Source organism: Pseudomonas sp. B21-021 (genome assembly GCF_024749205.1).
GTDB classification, from domain to species: Bacteria; Pseudomonadota; Gammaproteobacteria; order Pseudomonadales; family Pseudomonadaceae; genus Aquipseudomonas; species Aquipseudomonas paraglycinae.
Window position 1 is genome coordinate 6,457,402 of record NZ_CP087192.1, and the last position, 20,587, is coordinate 6,477,988.

The window sequence follows — 20,587 nt, forward strand, 5'->3', positions numbered from 1 at the left end:
GACATTCCCTTAAAGCCTGTGGGAAGTGGTGAAAGTTAAAGACCAAGGGGTCGCTGTTTGAAAAAAAGTCTGTTCATCACGGGTCTCAGTGGATTCGTGGGACAACACATCCAGTCACGTCTGCAAGGGGAAGACGCGTCGTGGGAGCTGCTGCCTGCCGCCTCACCCTACGACCTGACAAAACCGGACAGCCTCATCGACCTGTGGCCTCACCTGCCCGATGCGGTCATTCACCTGGCTGGCCAGACCTTCGTTCCCGAAGCCTTTCGCGATCCGGCACGCACCTTCGATATCAATCTGCATGGCACCTTGAACCTGTTGCAGGCACTCAAGGCCCGGGGCTTCAAGGGTACGTTCCTGTATGTCAGCTCGGGCGACGTCTACGGCCAGGTTGAAGAACCCGCACTGCCGATCACCGAACAACAACCACCCTGCCCGCGCAATCCTTATGCAGTGAGCAAACTGTCGGCCGAATTTCTCAGCCTGCAATGGGGGTTGAGCGAAGGCTGGCCGGTGCTGGTGGCGCGCCCGTTCAACCACATCGGCACCGGGCAGAAAGAAAGCTTCGTCATCGCCAGCGCCGCGCGACAGATCAACCGCATCAAACAAGGCCTGCAAGCGCCGCAACTGGAAGTCGGTGACATCGATGTCACCCGCGATTTCCTAGATGTCGGCGACGTGGTTTCGGCCTACTTCGCGTTGCTGGAAAAAGGCACGCCAGGACAGGTCTACAACATTTGCTCAGGTCGTGAGCAAAGCATCCGCAGCCTCATCGAACAGATGGGCGACCTGGCCGAGGTCGAGCTGCAACTGGTTCAGGACCCGGCGCGCATGCGCCGCGCAGATCAGCGTCGCGTTTGTGGCAGCCATCAACGGCTGGCCCGAACCACAGGATGGACGCCGAAAATCACTACACAACAATCCCTGCGGGCGATCCTGTCCGACTGGGAGACGCGAGTACGACAAGAATGACAAAAAGTGCATTGATCACAGGGATTACCGGCCAGGACGGCGCCTATCTGGCCAGACTGTTGCTCGACAAGGGTTACAAGGTTCACGGCCTGGTGGCACGACGCAGCAGCGACTCGCGATGGCGTCTGCGCGAGATGGGCGTTGAAGCCGACATCGTTTACCTGGACGGCGACATGGCCGACGCCTGCTCGGTGCAGCGCGCGGTGATCAAGTCGGCACCGGACGAGGTGTATAACCTGGCGGCCCAAAGCTTCGTCGCGGCTTCCTGGGACCAACCGGTGACCACCGGCATCGTCGATGGCCTGGGCGTGACTCACCTGCTCGAAGCGATCCGTCAGTTCAGCCCGCACACGCGTTTCTATCAGGCTTCCACCAGCGAAATGTTCGGCCTGATCCAGGCCGAGCAGCAGGACGAGAACACCCCGTTCTACCCGCGCAGCCCTTACGGCGTGGCCAAGCTCTATGGTCACTGGATCACCGTCAACTACCGCGAAAGTTTCAACCTGCACGCCAGCAGCGGCATTCTGTTCAACCATGAATCGCCACTGCGCGGCATCGAATTCGTGACCCGCAAGGTCACCGATGCGGCAGCCCGGATCAAGCAGGGCAAACAGCAGGAGCTGGCCCTGGGCAACATCGACGCCAAGCGCGACTGGGGCTTCGCTGGCGATTACGTCGAGGCCATGTGGCTGATGCTGCAACAGGACAAGCCTGACGATTTCGTGGTCGCCACCGGCGTCACCACCACCGTGCGCGAGATGTGCCGCATCGCCTTCGATCATGTCGGTCTCAACTACCGCGACTACGTGAAGATCGATCCGGCGTTCTTCCGCCCGGCTGAAGTCGAAGTGCTGCTCGGCAACCCGGCCAAGGCCCAGCGTGTGCTCGGCTGGAAACCCAAGACCGACCTCGACACCCTGATCCGCATGATGATGGATGCGGACATGAAACGCGTCGCCAAGGAGTAGGCCATGCTGATCCCCGTGATTCTGTCCGGCGGTGCCGGCACCCGTTTGTGGCCGGTGTCCCGCGAGGGCCATCCCAAGCCGTTCATGACCCTGCCCGACGGCCAGTCGCTGCTGGGCAAGACCTACCGCCGCGCCGCCGCGCTGCTGGACGGCTGGGGCGACATCGTCACGGTGACCAATCGCGAGTACTACTTCCAGAGCAAGGATCACTATCAGGCCGCGCGCCTGTCCCGGCATCGCGGGCACTTCCTGCTCGAGCCCACCGGACGCAACACCGCGCCGGCCATCGCGGCGGCAGCACTGTCGCTGCAAGCCCTGCACGGTGATGCGGCAATCATGGTGGTGATGCCCGCCGACCATTTGATCGTCAATGAAGACGCGCTCAAGAGTGCAGTCGAGCACGCGGTCAACCTGGCGAAGGACGGTTATCTGGTGACCTTCGGCGTAGTGCCGACTACCCCGGAAACCGGCTTCGGCTACATAGAAACAGGAGCGCCGCTGGATGCCAGAGGCGCGGCCAAAGTGCAGCGTTTTGTGGAAAAACCCGATCTGCAAACCGCCACCCATTACCTGGAAAGCGGCAACTTCCTGTGGAACTCGGGGATGTTCTGCTTCACCACCGCGACCCTGATCGCCGAGCTGGAGCTCCACGCCCCCGAGCTGCTGGAGCAGACCCGCGCCTGCATGGCCGCCAGCGAACCGCTGGAAACCACGGGTTATCTGCAACAGGAACTGTCGCCGCAGCTGTTCGCCGAGATCACCGACATCTCCATCGACTACGCGTTGATGGAGCGTTCAGAGAAAGTCGTGGTGGTGCCCGCCGGTTTCGACTGGAGCGACATCGGTTCGTGGGGCGCAGTCGCCGCGCTGGTGCCGGCCGACGCGGATAACAACCGTGCGAGCGGAGAAGCGATCTTCATCGACAGCCGCAATAACTTCGTTCAAAGCGAAGGCCGGCTGGTGGCCGCTGTGGGTGTGGAAGACCTGATCGTCATCGACACCGCCGACGCCGTGCTGGTGGCCCATGCCGACCGTGCGCAGGATGTGCGGCGGGTGGCCAAGCAGCTCAAGGACAAATCCCACGAGGCCTATCGCCTGCATCGTACGGTCAGCCGTCCGTGGGGCACCTACACCGTGCTCGAGGAAGGCCCGCGCTTCAAGATCAAACGCATCGTGGTCAAACCCGGCGGCAAGCTGTCGTTGCAGATGCACCATCACCGCAATGAGCACTGGGTGGTGGTCGAAGGCATGGCCAAGGTCACCAACAACGGCAGCGGCACGACCCTGGTGGCGAAAAACGAATCAACGTTCATCGCCGCCGGTCACAAGCATCGTCTGGAGAACCCCGGCGTGATCGACCTGGTGATCATCGAAGTGCAAAGTGGCGAATACCTGGGAGAGGACGACATCGTCCGCTTCGAAGACCAATATGGCAGGACGGTGTGAATGCTGCTTTCCCTGTACCGCTCGCTGCACGACTACCGGGGTTTCATCCTCGGTAGCGTCAAGCGGGAGTTTCAAGCGCGGTATCGCAATTCGCTGTTCGGCGCGCTGTGGACGGTACTCAACCCGCTGTCGATGATCATCGTGTACACGGTGATCTTTTCCCACATCATGCGCGCCCGTCTGCCCGGCGTGGACGACGGCATGGCCTACAGCGTCTACCTGTGTGCCGGGCTGCTGACCTGGGGCCTGTTCTCGGAAATCACCCTGCGCAGCCAGAACATGTTTCTGGAAAACGCCAACCTGCTGAAGAAAATCAGCTTCCCGCGCCTGTGTCTGCCGGTGATCGTGTTGCTCAATGCCGGCATCAACTTCGCGATCATCATCGGCCTGTTCCTCGGTTTTCTGTTGATCACCGGACGCTGGCCGGGCATGGCCCTGTTGGCACTGGTGCCGCTGCTGGCGCTGCAAGTGCTGTTCTGCGCCGGGCTGGGGATGATCCTCGGCGTGCTCAACGTGTTCTTTCGCGATGTCGGGCAATTGTTCGCCATCTGCCTGCAATTCTGGTTCTGGCTGACGCCGATCGTGTACCCGCTGAGCATCCTGCCCGAGTGGGTGCAGCGCCTGCTGCAGCTCAATCCGCTGACCAACCTGATCGGCAGTTACCAGAACCTGTTTCTCTACGGTCAGTGGCCGGTGTGGAGTTCGCTGGTGCCGATCTTCGTGATCGGCCTGCTGTTGTGCGCGGTCGGCCTGCGCCTGTTCCGCCGCCGGGTCGGCGAAATGGTGGATGAACTCTGATGGGGCACATACGCGTCACCGGCCTGGGCAAGGCCTACAAGCAGTACCCCACTCGCTGGAGCCGTCTGGCCGAATGGCTGATTCCGTTTTCGCCCATGCGTCATCGCCAGCACTGGGTGCTGCAGGATGTGAATTTCGAAATCGCCCCCGGTGAAGCGGTGGGCATTGTCGGGGTCAACGGCGCCGGCAAAAGCACCCTGCTGAAAATGATCACCGGCACCACTCAACCCACCTGCGGCCAGATCCAGCTCGAGGGCCGGGTCGCGGCGCTGCTGGAACTGGGCATGGGTTTTCACCCGGACTTCACCGGTCGACAGAATGCGGTGATGGCCGGGCAACTGCTGGGCATGCAGGTCGAAGACATCGAAGCACTGATGCCCGACATCGAACGCTTTGCGGAAATCGGCGAGGCCATCGATCACCCGGTGCGCACCTATTCCAGCGGCATGCAGATGCGCCTGGCCTTCAGCGTTGCCACCGCGCGCCGCCCCGACATCCTGATCGTCGACGAAGCGCTGTCGGTGGGCGACGCCTACTTTCAGCACAAGAGCTTCGACCGCATCCGCAGCTTCCGCAAGGCCGGCACCACACTGTTGATCGTGTCCCACGACCGTTCGGCGATCCAGTCGATCTGCGACTCGGCGATCCTGCTCGAAGGCGGCCACATGGTCATGCACGACAAGCCCGAAGCGGTCATGGATTACTACAACGCCCTGCTCGCCGAACGCGAAGGCCAGACCGTGCGCCAGGAACTGCTCGATGGCGGCCAGGTGCGCACCGTGTCCGGCACCGGCGAGGCCGGGATCCTCAGCGTGCGCCTGCTCGATGAACGCGAACGTTCGATCGAAGCCGCCGAAGTCGGTCAGCCGGTGACGCTGGAAGTCGAGGTGGAAATCCGCCAGGACATCGAACGGCTGGTGCTCGGCTTCATGATCAAGGATCGCCTCGGCCAAGCCATGTACGGCATCAATACCCACCGCCAGAATCAGGCGCTGGATGACCTGCGCGCAGGCGAGCGCATCACCTATCGCTTCGCGTTCGTCATGGGCCTGGGCAAGGGCAACTATTCAATCGCCCTTAGCCTGTCGCGGCTGGATTCGCACCTGGACCGCAACTTCGAATGGCGTGACTACGGCCTGGTGTTCCACGTGATCAACAACCGTCGGGAAGATTTCGTCGGCTGTTCCTGGCTGGGCGCCAGCACCTCGATCACCCGCCATGCGGACAGCCTCGCGGAGCGTGCGCCATGACCCGCCTGCTGGTCGAATGCACCCACGTGTTCAAACACCCGAAGGTCAATTCGGGGATCCAGCGGGTGGTGCGCAATGTCATCAAACAGTTGCCGCCGAGCGCCGAAGGCGTCGAATGCGTACCGGTGGTTCTGCTCAAGGGCCAGCTATACCGTGTGAAGCGTCTGGCGCCGCTGGATTCGCCGCTGTTCAATGCCATCGTCACGTTTGGCGAACGCCTGGAGCGGCTGGCCCATCGCTTCTGGCAACTGCATCAGCGGCTTGACACGCGTTGCCGCACAAAACTGGCAAGACGCCTGTTGTACGTCGGCTATCGCCTGACCTCGTTCGGTGCATTCGGAGTACCGTTGCGGCTGGTCGGGCAGGTCAATCGCTATCAATTGCCTCAACGCTGCGAACCGCTGCAACACCAGCCGGGCGATCAACTGGTGCTGCTGGATTCGTCCTGGCATTCTGACTTTTTCCTTCATGCCGAGCGCCTCAAGCACGAAGGTCTGGGCATCGTTGCGGTGATCTACGACCTGATTCCCCTGTCCCACCCGCAGTTCTACGACACGCGGCTGGTCGAGGTGTACAGCGAGTGGTTCGACTGGATCGCCCGCAATGCCGACGGCTTCATGGCGATTTCAGCCACGGTGCGCGATCAGGTGCATGCAGAACTGCAACGTCGCCTTGGTTCGGCACAAGTCGGCAAACGCTGGTTCGACTACTTTCACCTCGGTTCGGAGCTGGATCTGCAAAGCGTCGAAGCCGCCGTCAAACCGCGTCTGCAACAGCTATTCGCCACACCCGAACCGGTGTTCCTGATGGTCAGCACCATCGAGCCGCGCAAGAACCACGACTATCTGCTGGATGCCTTCGACCATGCGTGGGCAAACGGTTCGAACGCCCGGTTGTGCATTGCCGGGCGCATTGGCTGGAAGTGCGACGCGCTGCTCGCCCGGATTCGCCATCATCCCGAGCTGAACCGGCGCCTGTTCATGTTCAACGACTTGAGCGACACCAGCCTTGAGCACGCCTACGCCCATGCCAGCGCACTGGTGTTTCCGTCGTTCGTCGAAGGTTTCGGCCTGCCGCTGGTGGAAGCCATGCAGCGCGGGTTGCCGGCGATGGGCAGCGACATCCCGGTGTTCCGCGAGATTGGCGGTGAATTCATGGCGTATTTCGATCTGCAATCGCCGCAAAGTCTCGCCGAGCTGGTGCAGACCTTTGAGCGCAACGGTCGATTCCCCGCCGCCCGCGATGTCAGCGACTGGCAATGGATCGGCTGGCGTGAAGCCAGCGCGCAACTGGCCGAGCGTACCGCGCGCCATGTGCTGGAGGCGCCTCAGGTGCCAGCGAGGCAACATGCGCATAGCCCTTAACGCCCGAATCCTCCAGGCGCCGCGCACCGGCATTGGCCATTACGTGGCCGAACTGGTGAATGCCTTGCACGCTGAAACCGATATCGAGATGGCGCTGTTCCATGGCTGGGGCTGGAGCTCGCAACTGCCGGAAGCGGCGATGCCCGGTTATTCGCGCCTGACGCCATTGCTGCGGCAGATCCCCGGCGCCTATCAGGCGCGCCGCTGGCTGGAGCAGAAACGCTTCGATCAGGGCCCTGCGCAACCGGTCGATCTGTATCACGAACCGAGCCTGTGGCCGCTGGCCTTCGATGGCCCGACCGTGATCACCCTGCACGATCTCACGCACCTGCATTTCCCCGAGACCCAGCCACCGGCACGGCTGCGGGAAATCGAGCGGCGGCTCGCCGACGGCGTACGCCAGGCGCGGATCATTCTGACCGACTCGCAAGCCATCGCTGACGAGGCCCGGGACTATTTCGGATTGCCCGCCGAGCGCTTCGTGGTCGCGCCGCTGGGTGTCGCCGAGCGTTTCCATCCGCGCGAGCCGCAAGACATCGATGCGGTGCTCAAGGCCCATGCGGTCGAGTTCCGGGAGTATTTCCTCTGCGTCGGCACTCTGGAGCCGCGCAAGAACCTGAACCTGGCCCTGCGCGCCCACGCGCTGTTGCCAGACCTGGTGCGCCAGCGTTTTCCGCTGTTGATCGTCGGCATGGCCGGCTGGCAGCGCGACCAGTTCAGTGAAGAATTGCAGCAAGCGCTGGCTTGCGGGCACGTGTGCCTGCTCGGCTACTTGCCCGATGAACAAGTGGCGCAACTGCTGGCCGGCGCCCGGGCGCTGATTTTTCCGTCGCTGTATGAAGGTTTCGGCCTGCCGGTGCTGGAAGCGATGGCCAGCGGCACACCGGTGGTACTCACCCGCTCTTCGGCCATGCCGGAAGTGGCGGGGGACGCCGGCAACTATATTGAAGCTGACGATGCAGACGGCTTGCGTGATGCGATGAGCCGACTGATCGATGATCGAGCGCACTGGCAGGCATGCCGGGAAGCCGGATTGCAGCAGGCACGGCTTTTTTCCTGGAAGCGTTGCGCGCAGGCCACGGCCGGCGCCTACCACCAGGCCATGGGAGGTTGAATGCGAGTTCTGCATTTTTTCAAAACGTACCTGCCTGACTCGGTCGGCGGTATCGAGCAAGTCATCTTTCAACTCTGCGAGAGTGGCGCCCAGCACGGCATCGACGGCCAGGTGCTGACTCTCAGCGCCAATCCCGAACCTGCCGTGGTACGCCTCGGCCAGCACGAAGTGCATCGGGCAAAACTGGATATCCAGTTCGCCTCCACGGGTTTTTCCTGGAGCGTGTTCAAGCAGTTTCGCGAACTGGCCGCCGAAGCCGACGTGATCAACTATCACTTCCCTTGGCCATTCATGGATCTGGTGCACTTCGCCAGCGGCGTGAACAAACCGACGGTGGTGACGTACCACTCGGACATCATTCGCCAGAAGCACCTGCTCAAACTCTATCGCCCGCTGATGAACCGCTTCCTCGCCAGTGCCGACCGGATTGTCGCGGCTTCGCCGAACTACCTGCACACCAGCGATGTATTGCAGCAATTCCAGGACAAGACCCGCGTCATCCCGTATGGCTTGAACAAGGCCGGTTATCCACAGCCCGACGTCGAGCGCATGAACCGCTGGCGCCAGCAGCTTGGGGATAAGTTTTTCCTGTTTGTCGGGGTGATGCGCTATTACAAAGGCCTGCACATCCTGCTCGATGCATTGAAGGATGTGGACTACCCGGTGGTGATCGTCGGCGCCGGCCCATTGGAACAGGAACTGCACGCCCAGGCCGCCGCGCTGGACCTGCGCAACATTCACTTCCTCGGCCGTTTGAGCGATGAAGATAAGGTCGCCCTGCTGCAACTGAGCTACGCCATCGTCTTCCCTTCGCATCTGCGCTCGGAAGCGTTCGGCATTTCGCTGCTGGAAGGCGCGATGTACGGCAAGCCGATGATCTCCAGCGAGATCGGCACCGGCACCAGCTACATCAATATCCACAACGAGACGGGACTGGTGGTGCCACCGAGTCATCCACAGGCGTTTCGCGAAGCGATGCGCACCCTGTGGGAAAACCCGGCCCGCGCCGCCGAAATGGGCCTCAAGGCTGAGGCCCGCTATCGGCAGTTATTCACAGCCGACGAAATGGGCCGCAAGTGGACCGAGTTGTATCAGGAGCTGCTGGAGGAAAAGGCGTTGTCCTACGCCTGACTTTCTAATTGGAAGACATAACTATCCTTCAATCAAGGTTTCTGAATTTACTTATCAGAAACCTTGGAAATTCAAAAAAACTATTTAAGCAAGTATCTCTTCCATATAGCTGACAAGCTTAATATATAAAGCTTTAATATCAGCACGACTCACGCTTTTATCTTTCAAATTATCGTGTACCCAACTAACAAACCTATCACTTAAATCAAACTCTAACGGATCGCCTCTAACACCAAACTTCCCTGGAAGAACCATATATCCAGCGTTTTGAGACTTAGTTCTAATAATTCTTGCCCAAGGAATGGATTTTTCTATTTCTAGTTTTCGAAATTCCCCCCATACAGGAAAGAGAACCCTATTCCCGATCTCCCAAAAGACATTCCCGTTTCCGGTCAAAACATCTTTAAAATATTGATGACACAAGGGGCAAACATCATCTTTAAAAAAAGAAATTAGGGGTGTCACGCTGTCCTTTTGACTACTTTCTTGCAAATACAGGCCTGCCTCATTTGAAAATCTTAGTATAAGCTTTAAGTTTGCCTCCTGAGCCCCACCGTGCAAAACATATGTTCCATCACCATATACGTTACCAATTTCTTTATGAGATAAATTCATGATAACTTTGTTAATCGTACCGTTTTCTACCAACTCCAAAACATTAGATAACTTTATAGGCTGATGCTTTTCAAATTTAATAAAATGAGAAAGCACGTACGACTTGTACTTATCCCGTTCCACTTCACTGGATTGATTCAATATATAAAAAACGGCCGCAAATATTTTATCTTCAGGTGAAAACTCAAGAAAATACTTGTCTACGTACTCTAAAAGACTTCCAACGAGATCCTCAGCTGCCTTTTCTTTCGCCTCTTTTAGTATTTTTTCCCTATTGTAAGAAATGAAATCGCTAGCCTGGTAGCCATAATAATCAATACAACATGCAACCATCGGTATCGATGGATGCAAATCACTAAATTCTTGGCCTCTAAAAAGAGTCCTAAATCTTCCAGACCCGAAATCAAAAAACTCCACACTAGACAAAATTGTATTATGTTTTTTACTGAAGTACGCTCTACTACCTTCTTTGCTCAAAGTTTCATCTGAAGCAATAATTTTGATCGGACTGCCTTTGCTAAAATCATGAACTGCACGAAATAAATTTATTTCTTCATAACCACTCAGATCTGTTTCTTCATCTGTAAAATCATAGACATTTAGCTTTCTCAACAGCTGCTCGCCTTCTGTTCCAAATGGGACACTCATTCTAGATGGGAAGGGAGCAACCACTATATCAACTTTGATGATTGCACCGTAGTCTATAGAATCGCTTGGTAAGTCTTCGATTATTACTGGATTCTCATTTGTTTTAGAAAAGCTAATTCTCATAGCCTCATGGCTAAATATACTTTTTGTAGTAATTGAAAAACTATCAGAAAGCAAATATATGCTTTGCAAACCAATACCGAAATTACCTGACGGTTTAAACCATTGCGGCATGTTCTCAACTAGACTCTGCTTAGCTTTATTTTTCGTTGATCCTCCAACCTTTAATATGGTTTTCAAATCATTTTTACTGATCCCCGCCCCTCTATCTTTAACGGTCATAGTCAGAAGACGTTCATCGATACCATGGATAGAAAACTGAACATCTATTTTTTTTCTATCATAAATCTCACTCAAAATATCTGAAAGTGGGTTAGTTTCCTTGATAAGCTCTCTATTTTCGACCCAAATAGATAACAGAGTGGAATCAACAGCATTCTGCAGAATCTCTCGCACACTTTCGAATTTTGAGGAATACAACCCTGTGCTTCTCAATAACTTGAGAATTTCATCCTGATCAACATTAAATCCTGGCTTCTTTCCTTTCTCTAGCACAACGTATGGTTTTACAAGTGAAACATCTGGGGGTGAAAGTGTTGGCAGTCTACCAAGTTTTTTCGACGGTACTATTTTGTGCCATCGTTGAGATTGTTTATGGTACTCCCTCTCTAGCCATTCAAACCATTCATATGCAACTACATAGGACTCCGGCGTTGGACAAACAGCTTCAATCTCTATCCTTTCAGAGTTCAATCTGAAATGCCGTATGCTCTTATGCTTATCTAAGTGAGCGTGACTCGTAGATGGTAGTTTTTCTCCACTCATTCGCATCATAACAGGGCAAAAACGATTGTCATCTATATCGAGTAAGTCACCCATTCGAAGAAGTGCTGCAACATAACGAGGGTGACAATCTTCAGTTGCCATGCCTGCTTCTGCAAAAGGAAGAGCCATCATTTCTTCGAAGCTTTGCCCATGCGCCTTACAAATAGAAGCTAGAGTCCCAAACAATCTCTTCGGGAGTAGCTCATTGCGTGGAGAGTCAAGTCCTATTTCGTAGAAAGGATCATTAATAATATTAGCTGAATTTTCAGGATGCTTCCTGCGATACCACTCGGCAATAAGTTGAATATATTCATTAAAAAACGCATGGGCTGCTGCCCCACTTGGAACTATCGCTTGCTCGGCAATCCACTTTTCGGCAAAATCATGGAGTGGATCTTCAGTTTGCATTGCGATATCTCTAACAAACTCAGCGAATGCTGGGCTTTCCATATCTTGAATCTGCTTATGAGTAACAATCATCCCTATATCATGATTGTAAGCAGCTTCTAAGATTAGCCACATATCTGTAGCGCTAAGATATTCAATTTTATCGCCAAGTAATCTTTCAATATTTACAATAATTTGCTTTGAATGAGAGGCATCATGACGGCTGTAATGAGGAAAAATGCTACTGATATTTTGGAGAGCTTTAGATATTAATTCTTTGTCGAATCGCCACTGAGACTCTAAGAGTTTTAGATGTGGATGTCGACGACAAGATTTTCTAAATGCAGCTTCCAAGCTAACAATACGCATTCTTCTATGAACTCCTAAAATATTCTTACCGAATCTGGCACCAGTTTTATAGCACGAAATATGCTAAAAATTTAGCGATACAATACCTTAGTGACATGTGTTCAAAGACAATTCACCCTCTACAACTCTTTTTTGTTTACAAATCCAGCACTAACGGCTGGGCACTCTGCGCAGGCACCGCGCAGCAGATCAGCACCTGCCCCTCCTCCGGCACTTCCGCCGGAGGCTGTGGATAATTCACCGCGCCGCTGATCAGCCGCGTCTTGCAGGTGCCGCACGAACCACCGCGGCAACTGAATTCCGGGCGCAGGCCGCGGCTTTCCGCCAGCTCCAGCAAACTGCCGCCATCGGGCTGCCAGCGCGCTTCCTTGGCCGAACGCTCGAACAACACCGGCACCGACGTGGTCGCGGCGGGCAATTGCTCGATCACGATCGCATCCGGATCGGGTTGGCGCTTGAGGGTCGAAGGGCCGAAGGTTTCCGCGTGTATTTGCCCGTCCCGCACATCCAGTTCACGCAACGTGTCGTAGATGCCCTGGGTAAAACCGCCGGGGCCACAGAGCACAAAGTCGACCTGATCAAAATCTTCCAGCGTCAGCAGATTGCGCAATAGATCGCCATCAATGCGACCGCGAATATCGAAATCCTCGCCTTGCACCAGATCGTCCTCTGGCTGGCTGAGCACTCGCAACACCTTCACGGCGTCACCGGCATCCTCCAGCAACCGATCCAGCTCCGCGCGAAACGGCTGGTCGGCAAGGCTGCGGGAACTCTGAACAAACAATGTCGGACGAATCCGCCGAGTCCGCAGACCTTGGTACACCACCTCACGCAACATCGACAGCAACGGCGTGATGCCGACCCCGGCGGCGAGCAGCACCAATGGCTTGCGCTCCAGCGCAGCCACGGTGAAATGCCCCTGTGGAGAACGAGCCTCCAGCACATCGCCGACGCGAATCTGTTCATGAAGGTGCGTCGACACCCGCCCTTCGCGTTTCACGCTGATCCGGAAGAAATCATCCGAAGGCGCGCCCGACAGGCTGTAAGTGCGGATGTGCATCTCGCCATCGAGGTTGAACCGCAGCGGCAGATGCTGCCCGGCCAGAAACACCGGAAGACCCGCGCCATCGTCCGGCTCCAGATAAATCGAGCGGATGTGGCGGCTTTCCTTTTCAATCCGTGTCACGCGCATCGGACGCCAGGCATCCCCCAGCGCTTGCGCCTGCAACCGCGCATCGGCCTGAGCCCAGGTGCCGGTCAGCAGGCTGGTGGGTGACATGCCGTCGAAACGCCAGCGCAGAGCCAATGCCGCCGGACGTCGAACCAGTTTCTCCACTTCAAATGTCCACAACCGCTCGGCGCCCTGAAAGGCTTCGATTTGCGGCGCTTCGAGAATGACCTCGGTGCGGCCGCTGAGCTGCAACACATCGCCTGTGGAAAAGTCGATGAACAGCAACCCGGCCAAGGGATTGAGCAGCAGGTTGCCTAGGGTATTGAAGTGCAGATTGCCGGCAAAATCAGGGATTGTCAGGCGATTGCCTTCGATCCGCACAAAACCTGGCTGACCGCCGCGGTGGGAAACATCGACTGAACGCTCACCTTCGACATCAACGTAACTGGCGACGAAGAAAGTGTCGGCGCTCTCGATCATCGCTATGGCGGCGTCATCGAGGCTGTCACGGTGTTCGGCCTTGCGGGTCTGCGGATCCGTCAGTGGCACCCGCTGAAACTGGCGCAGCTGAATGTACTGTGGGCAGTTACCGAACGACTGATCCACCGTCAGCGCAAAACCGTCCGCATCAAGGCTGACAATATGGCCATTGAGCCGATTGCGCCGGCGAGTATGCAGCTCGATGCCAAGCAATCCGATCGCGGCACCGGCCTGCAACTGCGCCGGATCATCGGCAGCCGGAAGACTGGCGAACTGCAGTTGCGTCGGCTCGGGAGAGTGGGCGAAACCCGGTTCGCCCTCCAGCAGGCTGGCCCAGGGACGGCCCTCGGCATCCACCGCGCCGTACAGCATGAAGGGCAATTGCTGATAGAACTGACGGTGCTGATCCGGCATCCAGGTGCGAATCACCTTACGACCGAATTCCGCCATGCGTTCGGCAACGCCGACATGGGCCTGCAACTGTTGCTCGCCAGCGTGCCACGGTGAACGTTCCATCTCGGCCTCTCCCCTGCACCGTCGGCGCAGTGTGGATGATCAATGTCAGGCGGTGGTTTGCAGACCGGCGACGGTGCGCGGCATGCCGACAAAACCGGGCAACGCTTCGATACGCGCCAGCCAGGCGCGAACGTTAGCGTAGTCGTCCAGCGACACATTGCCTTCCGGCGCATGGGCGATGTAACTGTAGGCCGAGACATCGGCAATAGTGGGCTCAGTGCCGGTCAGGTACGGGGTTTTGCCCAGTTCCGCATCCATCACCTTGAGAAAGTTGTGCGCACGGGTGATGACTTCTTCGGCGTTGAACTTCGCCCCGAACACCGTGATCAGGCGTGCGGCGGCGGGACCGAAAGCAATCGGACCGGCAGCCGCGGATAACCAGCGCTGTACATGCGCGGCGCCGATCGGATCGGTCGGCAGCCAGCGGCCGTTGCCGTATTTCTGAGCCAGGTAGACGAGGATTGCGTTGGAGTCGGCCAGCACCACGCCGTTGTCATCGATGGCCGGCACTTGCCCGAAGCTGTTGATGGCCAGGTAACCGGGCTGTTTGTGCTCGCCTTTGGCGAGATCGACAAACACCAGCTCGGTCGGCAATTGCAGCAGGGACAGCATCAGTTCGACGCGATGGGCGTGGCCGGAACGCGGGAAGTTGTAGAGTTTGATCGCTTGCATGGTCGACTCCGCTGAACGAATGCGCCGTTCAGGATGGACGGCGGCCGTGGCAGCCATCTTCCACCTATCGCGAAAACAACAGAATCACCAGCAAACGCAATCCATTATTTCATTGGATGAAATAAAGCCGCATTTTTCAACGCTGGGTGTTCACGCAATGCGTTCACCATGAAGTCGACAAAACTGCGCACCCGCGCCGGCGCCTTGCGCCCGCCCTGATACACCACGTGGATCGGCAGCGCAGGCAGTTCGAATTCGGCGAGGACGATTTCCAGTTCACCGCAAGCCACCTTGCTGGCCACCTGATAAGACAGCACCCGGGTCAGCCCCAGGCCCAGCGACGCCGCCGTGATCGCAGCCTGATTAGCGGTAACCACCAGACGCGGCTCCGGTTTTACGCCAATCAGTTCACCGTGTTCCATGAATGGCCAACTGCGCTGCTGGCCGATGGCCGATGTCGCCACCACCGGCGCCCCGGCCAAGGCCTGTGGGTGAGTTGGCCGGCCATGGACCGCAAAGAATTCCGGCGAGCCGCAAATCACCCGCCGCACCTCACCGACCCTGATCGCATGCTGATTGCTGTCCGGCAACTCGCCAATGCGCACCGCGACGTCGACGCCCTCCTCGACCATGTTCACCACCCGGTCGAGCAACAGGGCATTGATGGAAACGTCCGGGTATTGCGTCAGATACCGCGCCATCACCGGCGTGACAAACTGTTCGCCGAATAACACCGGCGCCGTCACCGTCAACTGCCCACGGGGCTGGGTATGACTGCCGGCAGCGGAGTCCTCCGCTTCCTGCACCTCGGCGAGAATTCTCCGACAGTCTTCCAGATAACGCAGACCCGCTTCACTCAAATGCACGCTGCGGGTGGTACGGATCAACAACTGCGTACCGATCCGCTGCTCCAGCGCCGCCACCGCCCGGGTCACACTGGCCGCCGACAAACCCAGACGCCGCGCCGCAGCGGAGAAGCCCTGCTCCTGGGCGACGATGGCGAAAACCTGCATTTCCTGGAAGCGATCCATGGTGCCCTCGATCCGGATAAAAAAATCGCAGCCGGAGCTGCGATTTTATGGGGGTGATTCAACTGTGGATAACTTATTCCACCGTCACCGACTTCGCCAGGTTACGCGGCTGGTCAACGTCAGTGCCCTTGAGCACAGCAACGTAGTACGACAGCAGTTGCAGCGGAATGGTGTAGAGGATCGGCGACAGGATGTCGTGGATGTGCGGCATCTGCACCACGTGGGTACCTTCGCCGTTGGTCATACCGGCCTTCTCGTCAGCGAATACGATCAACTCGCCGCCACGTGCACGGACTTCCTGCAGGTTGGACTTGAGCTTCTCCAGCAGTTCGTTGTTCGGAGCCACGGTCACGACCGGCATGTCGTTATCCACAAGCGCAAGCGGGCCGTGTTTCAGTTCGCCAGCCGGGTAGGCTTCGGCGTGGATGTACGAGATTTCCTTGAGCTTCAACGCCCCTTCCATCGCCACCGGGAATTGCGCGCCACGGCCCAGGAACAGCGTGTGGTTCTTCTCGGCGAACAGCTCTGCGATTTTTTCGACTGTGCTGTCCATGGCCAGCGCTTCGCCCAGACGGGTTGGCAGACGACGCAGTTCTTCGACCAGTGTGGCTTCGACGCCATCGGCCAGAGTGCCGCGCACCTGGCCCAGGGACAGAGTCAGTAGCAGCAGACCGACCAGTTGCGTAGTGAAAGCTTTGGTCGAAGCCACGCCGATTTCACGACCGGCCTGGGTCAGCAGAGTCAGGTCGGATTCGCGTACCAGCGAACTGATGCCGACGTTGCAGATCGCCAGGCTTCCCAGGAAACCCAACTCCTTGGCGTTGCGCAGGGCGGCCAGGGTGTCGGCGGTTTCACCGGACTGGGAGATGGTCACGAACAGGGTGTCCGGCTGCACCACCACCTTGCGGTAGCGGAACTCGCTGGCGACTTCGACCTGGCAAGGAATGCCGGCCAGCTCTTCGAGCCAGTAACGGGCAACCATGCCGGCATGGTAGCTGGTGCCGCACGCCACGATCTGCACGTTGCGCACTTTGGCGAACAGTTCGGCCGCTTGCGGGCCAAACGCCTGCACCAGCACCTGATCCGAACTCAATCGACCTTCCAGGGTGCGCTGCACCACGGACGGCTGCTCGTGGATTTCCTTGAGCATGTAGTGACGGAACTCGCCTTTGTCGGCGGCTTCGGCGCCATCGGTGTACTGGACGGTCTGGCGCTCGACGGCTTTGCCGGTCACGTCCCAGATCTGCACCTTGTCGCGCTGGATTTCGGCGATATCGCCCTCTTCCAGGTACATGAAACGGTCGGTGACCTGACGCAGGGCCAGTTGGTCGGAAGCGAGGAAGTTTTCGCCCAGGCCCAGACCGATCACCAGCGGGCTGCCGCTGCGAGCAGCAACCAGGCGATCCGGCTGTTGCGCGTGGATAACCGCCAGACCGTAGGCGCCATGCAGTTCCTTGACCGCTGCCTTCAGAGCGTCGGTCAGGTCAGGCAACGCCTTGAGTTTTTCAGTCAACAGGTGGGCGATGACTTCAGTGTCGGTATCGGAACTGAACACGTAGCCCAGCGCCTTGAGTTGTTCACGCAGCGCCTCATGGTTTTCGATGATGCCGTTGTGCACGACGGCAACGTCACCGGAGAAATGCGGGTGGGCATTGCGTTCGCTCGGCGCACCGTGCGTGGCCCAGCGGGTGTGGGCAATGCCGAGACGGCCTACCAGCGGATGTTCGGCGAGCGCCGCGTCGAGTTCGCTGACCTTGCCGACACGACGGGTGCGTTCCAGCGTGCCGTCATTGGTGTACACCGCCACACCGGCACTGTCATAACCCCGGTATTCCAGGCGCTTGAGGCCTTCGACCAGAATGGCGGTGATGTTACGTTCAGCTACCGCGCCGACAATTCCACACATGCTTATTTCTCCTGACTGACAGTCGCGCAAATCAAGTTGATACCGCGAGCCTGAATCTGAGCGCGTGCCTCAAGGGGCAGGCGATCATCGGTAATTAGGGTATGGACGCTGCTCCATGGCAGCTCCAGGTTGGGAATCTTGCGGCCGATCTTGTCGGCCTCGACCATGACGATCACTTCCCTCGCCACTTCCGCCATCACCCGGCTCAGGCCGAGCAATTCATTGAATGTGGTGGTACCACGCACCAGGTCGATGCCATCGGCACCGATAAACAACTGGTCGAAGTCGTAAGAGCGTAGTACCTGCTCGGCGACCTGGCCCTGAAAGGATTCCGAATGCGGATCCCAGGTGCCGCCAGTCATCAGCAGCACAGGCTCGTGTTCGAGTTCGCTCAGGGCGTTGGCCACGTGCAGGGAGTTGGTCATCACCACCAGTCCCGGCTGTTGGCCAAGCTCGGGGATCATGGCGGCAGTGGTGCTGCCGCTGTCGATGATGATGCGGGCATGCTCGCGGATGCGTGAGACGGCAGCGCGGGCGATCGCCTGTTTGTATTTGGAAACGTTGAGGCTGGTGTCTGCCACCAGCTCATGCGGCATGGTGATGGCTCCGCCGTAGCGACGTAGCAGCAAGCCATGACTTTCCAGAGCAGCGAGATCCTTGCGAATCGTAACTTCCGAAGTTTCGAAGCGCTTGGCCAGTTCATCCACACTCACTTCGCCCTGCTCATTGAGCAAAGCCAGAATATTGTGACGACGCTGAGGTGTGTTGCGTTTCGACATGGCTGACTAAGTTTCGATTCGAAAGATAACGGAAGCAATCAAAACCTATCAGCTGCAAATCGTCAAGCTGTGCCCAATAAAAAAGACCGCCGGCGGCGGTCTCTTTCATACTTCGAGCACTGTGGATAACTCAGCTCTTCTTGATCTTCTCCGGTCGCTTCCAGCCATCGATGTTCTTCTGCCGCGCACGGCCAACGGCCAACTGGGCGTTATCCACATTCTGGGTAATGGTCGACCCGGCTGCAGTGGTTGCACCGGCGGAGATATCCACAGGCGCCACCAGCGAGTTGTTGGAGCCGATGAACACGTCCTCTCCCAACACGGTTTTCCACTTGTTGGCGCCGTCGTAGTTGCAGGTGATGGTGCCGGCGCCGATGTTGGTTCGCGCACCGATCTCGGCGTCGCCCAGGTAAGTCAGGTGTCCAGCCTTGGCGCCCTCGCCCATGCGCGCGTTTTTCAGTTCGACAAAGTTACCCACATGGGCGCGGGCCTCCAGCACAGTGCCCGGACGCAGACGGGCAAACGGGCCGGCATCGCTGCCTTCACCCAACACCGCACCTTCGATGTGGCTGTTGGCCTTGACCACCACGCCTTTGCGCAGGGTGCTGTCCTTGATCACGCAGTTCGGGCCGATCACTACATCGTCTTCGATGACGACTTTGCCTTCGAGAATTACGTTGATGTCGATCAGCACGTCGCGACCCACGGTCACTTCGCCACGTACATCAAACCGGGCCGGATCGCGCAGAGTCACACCCTGAGCCATCAGGCGACGGCCAGCGCGCAACTGATAGTGGCGCTCCAGTTCGGACAGTTGCTTGCGATCGTTGGCGCCCTGCACTTCCATCGGATCATGGGGTTGTTCGGTCGCAACTACCAGGCCATCACCGACCGCCATTTCAATCACGTCAGTCAGGTAATACTCACCCTGGGCGTTATTGTTCGACAGACGACTCATCCAGTCAGCCAGATGGCTGGCAGGCACGGCGAGAATGCCGGTATTGCCCTCGGTGATCGCACGTTGCGCTTCGCTGGCGTCCTTGTGCTCGACGATCGCGGCGACCTTGCCGCTGGCGTCACGCACGATGCGGCCGTAGCCGGTCGGGTCGTCCAGTTCGACGGTGAGCAATCCCATTTGGCCGGGCACGACGTGCTTGAGCAGACGCTGCAGGGTCTCGACTTCGATCAGCGGCACGTCACCGTAGAGAATCAGAACGGTATCGGCCGTGATGAACGGCACAGCCTGGGCAGTCGCATGACCGGTGCCCAACTGCTTGTCTTGCAATACGAAATTGAGATCATCGGCGGCCAGACGTTCGCGCACGACATCGGCACCATGGCCGATGACGACGTGAATGCGCTGGGGATCAAGTTGGCGGGCACTGTGGATAACATGGCCGAGCATGGAGTCGCCGGCAATCGGGTGCAGCACTTTTGGCAGCGCGGAACGCATGCGGGTGCCTTGACCGGCCGCGAGGATAACGATTTCAAGAGACATGACTGGCTACCAATCCTGGGTGGTCAGCAACTGCGACCGGGTTTCGGGAATTCTGAAAAGAAAAAAGGGTAGCCGAGGCTACCCTTTTTTATCAATCGCACAACAAGTGGCTGACGGATTAACCGCCAAACTTCTTGCGGATCTGCTGGACGGTGCGCAGCTGAGCTGCAGCCTCGGCCAGACGTGCGGACGCAGCTCCGTAGTCGAAATCTGCGCTCTTCTCGTGCAGAGCAGCTTCGGCAGCCTTGAGAGCTGCTTGAGCCTGAGCTTCATCCAGGTCGGCGGCACGTTGCACGGTATCGGCAAGCACCTTGACCATGTTCGGCTGAACCTCGAGGAAACCACCGGAGATGTAGAACACCTCGGCTTCCCCGCCTTGCTTGATCAGGCGGATCGGACCTGGCTTCAGATTAGTGATCAGCGGCGCGTGGCCCAGAGCGATACCAAGATCACCCAGAGCACCGTGCGCAATCACCATCTCGACCAGGCCGGAAAAGATTTCTCCTTCCGCGCTGACGATGTCGCAATGGACTGTCATAGCCATCTGATTGCCTCAACCTAAATTAGCGCCCGTTGCCGGGCGCCTG

The 20,587-nt window shown here is 57.8% G+C and carries 16 protein-coding genes; 8 read left to right on the forward strand and 8 right to left on the reverse strand.

Features of this window, described 5'->3' with window-relative positions; all coding sequences use genetic code 11:
* The first annotated feature begins 57 nt into the window (after positions 1 to 57).
* Genes LOY31_RS29210 through LOY31_RS29245 form a run of 8 tightly spaced genes read left to right on the forward strand, consistent with a single transcriptional unit; the run spans position 58 to position 9,043 of the window.
* Positions 58 to 972, forward strand: coding sequence for a GDP-mannose 4,6-dehydratase (locus LOY31_RS29210; RefSeq protein WP_258712666.1), 915 nt, complete (start codon positions 58 to 60; stop codon positions 970 to 972).
* Complete coding sequence (gmd, locus tag LOY31_RS29215) at positions 969 to 1,940, forward strand: GDP-mannose 4,6-dehydratase (RefSeq protein ID WP_007954189.1); 972 nt, start codon at positions 969 to 971, stop codon at positions 1,938 to 1,940. The genes LOY31_RS29210 and gmd overlap by 4 nt, the downstream gene beginning before the upstream one ends.
* 3 nt (positions 1,941 to 1,943) lie before the next feature.
* Complete coding sequence (locus LOY31_RS29220) at positions 1,944 to 3,386, forward strand: mannose-1-phosphate guanylyltransferase/mannose-6-phosphate isomerase (protein ID WP_258712667.1); 1,443 nt, start codon at positions 1,944 to 1,946, stop codon at positions 3,384 to 3,386.
* Positions 3,387 to 4,184, forward strand: a complete 798-nt coding sequence (locus tag LOY31_RS29225; protein ID WP_258712668.1) for an ABC transporter permease — start codon at positions 3,387 to 3,389, stop codon at positions 4,182 to 4,184.
* Positions 4,184 to 5,434, forward strand: coding sequence for an ABC transporter ATP-binding protein (locus tag LOY31_RS29230; RefSeq protein WP_127800772.1), 1,251 nt, complete (start codon positions 4,184 to 4,186; stop codon positions 5,432 to 5,434). The genes LOY31_RS29225 and LOY31_RS29230 overlap by 1 nt, the downstream gene beginning before the upstream one ends.
* A complete protein-coding gene (locus LOY31_RS29235) occupies positions 5,431 to 6,798 on the forward strand; it encodes a glycosyltransferase family 1 protein (protein WP_258712669.1) in 1,368 nt (455 codons plus the stop codon). The genes LOY31_RS29230 and LOY31_RS29235 overlap by 4 nt, the downstream gene beginning before the upstream one ends.
* Positions 6,782 to 7,912 carry a glycosyltransferase family 1 protein gene (locus LOY31_RS29240; protein ID WP_258712670.1) on the forward strand — a complete coding sequence of 377 codons (1,131 nt, stop codon included), beginning with the start codon at positions 6,782 to 6,784 and terminating at the stop codon, positions 7,910 to 7,912. The genes LOY31_RS29235 and LOY31_RS29240 overlap by 17 nt, the downstream gene beginning before the upstream one ends.
* A complete protein-coding gene (locus LOY31_RS29245; protein WP_258712671.1) occupies positions 7,913 to 9,043 on the forward strand; it encodes a glycosyltransferase family 4 protein in 1,131 nt (376 codons plus the stop codon).
* Between the two features lie 84 nt (positions 9,044 to 9,127).
* On the opposite strand, the gene LOY31_RS29250 is transcribed toward LOY31_RS29245, so the two are convergent.
* The 8 genes from LOY31_RS29250 to LOY31_RS29285 form a co-directional block, all read right to left on the reverse strand.
* Positions 9,128 to 11,947 (reverse strand): ATP-binding protein, encoded by a 2,820-nt coding sequence (locus LOY31_RS29250; protein ID WP_258712673.1) that lies wholly within the window; start codon positions 11,945 to 11,947, stop codon positions 9,128 to 9,130.
* 136 nt (positions 11,948 to 12,083) lie between these two features.
* Positions 12,084 to 14,114 carry a pyridoxamine 5'-phosphate oxidase family protein gene (locus tag LOY31_RS29255; protein ID WP_258712674.1) on the reverse strand — a complete coding sequence of 677 codons (2,031 nt, stop codon included), beginning with the start codon at positions 14,112 to 14,114 and terminating at the stop codon, positions 12,084 to 12,086.
* A gap of 45 nt (positions 14,115 to 14,159) precedes the next feature.
* Positions 14,160 to 14,786, reverse strand: coding sequence for a glutathione S-transferase family protein (locus tag LOY31_RS29260; RefSeq protein WP_258712675.1), 627 nt, complete (start codon positions 14,784 to 14,786; stop codon positions 14,160 to 14,162).
* A gap of 104 nt (positions 14,787 to 14,890) precedes the next feature.
* Positions 14,891 to 15,817 carry a LysR family transcriptional regulator gene (locus tag LOY31_RS29265; protein WP_258712676.1) on the reverse strand — a complete coding sequence of 309 codons (927 nt, stop codon included), beginning with the start codon at positions 15,815 to 15,817 and terminating at the stop codon, positions 14,891 to 14,893.
* Positions 15,818 to 15,890: 73 nt separating this feature from the next.
* The gene (gene glmS / locus LOY31_RS29270; protein ID WP_221534993.1) at positions 15,891 to 17,723 is read right to left on the reverse strand and encodes a glutamine--fructose-6-phosphate transaminase (isomerizing); all 1,833 of its coding nucleotides are present in this window, start codon (positions 17,721 to 17,723) and stop codon (positions 15,891 to 15,893) included.
* A gap of 2 nt (positions 17,724 to 17,725) precedes the next feature.
* Complete coding sequence (locus LOY31_RS29275) at positions 17,726 to 18,502, reverse strand: DeoR/GlpR family DNA-binding transcription regulator (protein WP_007954166.1); 777 nt, start codon at positions 18,500 to 18,502, stop codon at positions 17,726 to 17,728.
* A 130-nt stretch (positions 18,503 to 18,632) separates the two neighbouring features.
* Positions 18,633 to 20,000 (reverse strand): bifunctional UDP-N-acetylglucosamine diphosphorylase/glucosamine-1-phosphate N-acetyltransferase GlmU, encoded by a 1,368-nt coding sequence (gene glmU, locus LOY31_RS29280; protein ID WP_007954165.1) that lies wholly within the window; start codon positions 19,998 to 20,000, stop codon positions 18,633 to 18,635.
* Between the two features lie 118 nt (positions 20,001 to 20,118).
* Entirely contained in the window at positions 20,119 to 20,544 is a 426-nt protein-coding gene (locus LOY31_RS29285; protein WP_007954164.1) for a F0F1 ATP synthase subunit epsilon, read from the reverse strand.
* Positions 20,545 to 20,587: the final 43 nt, after the last annotated feature.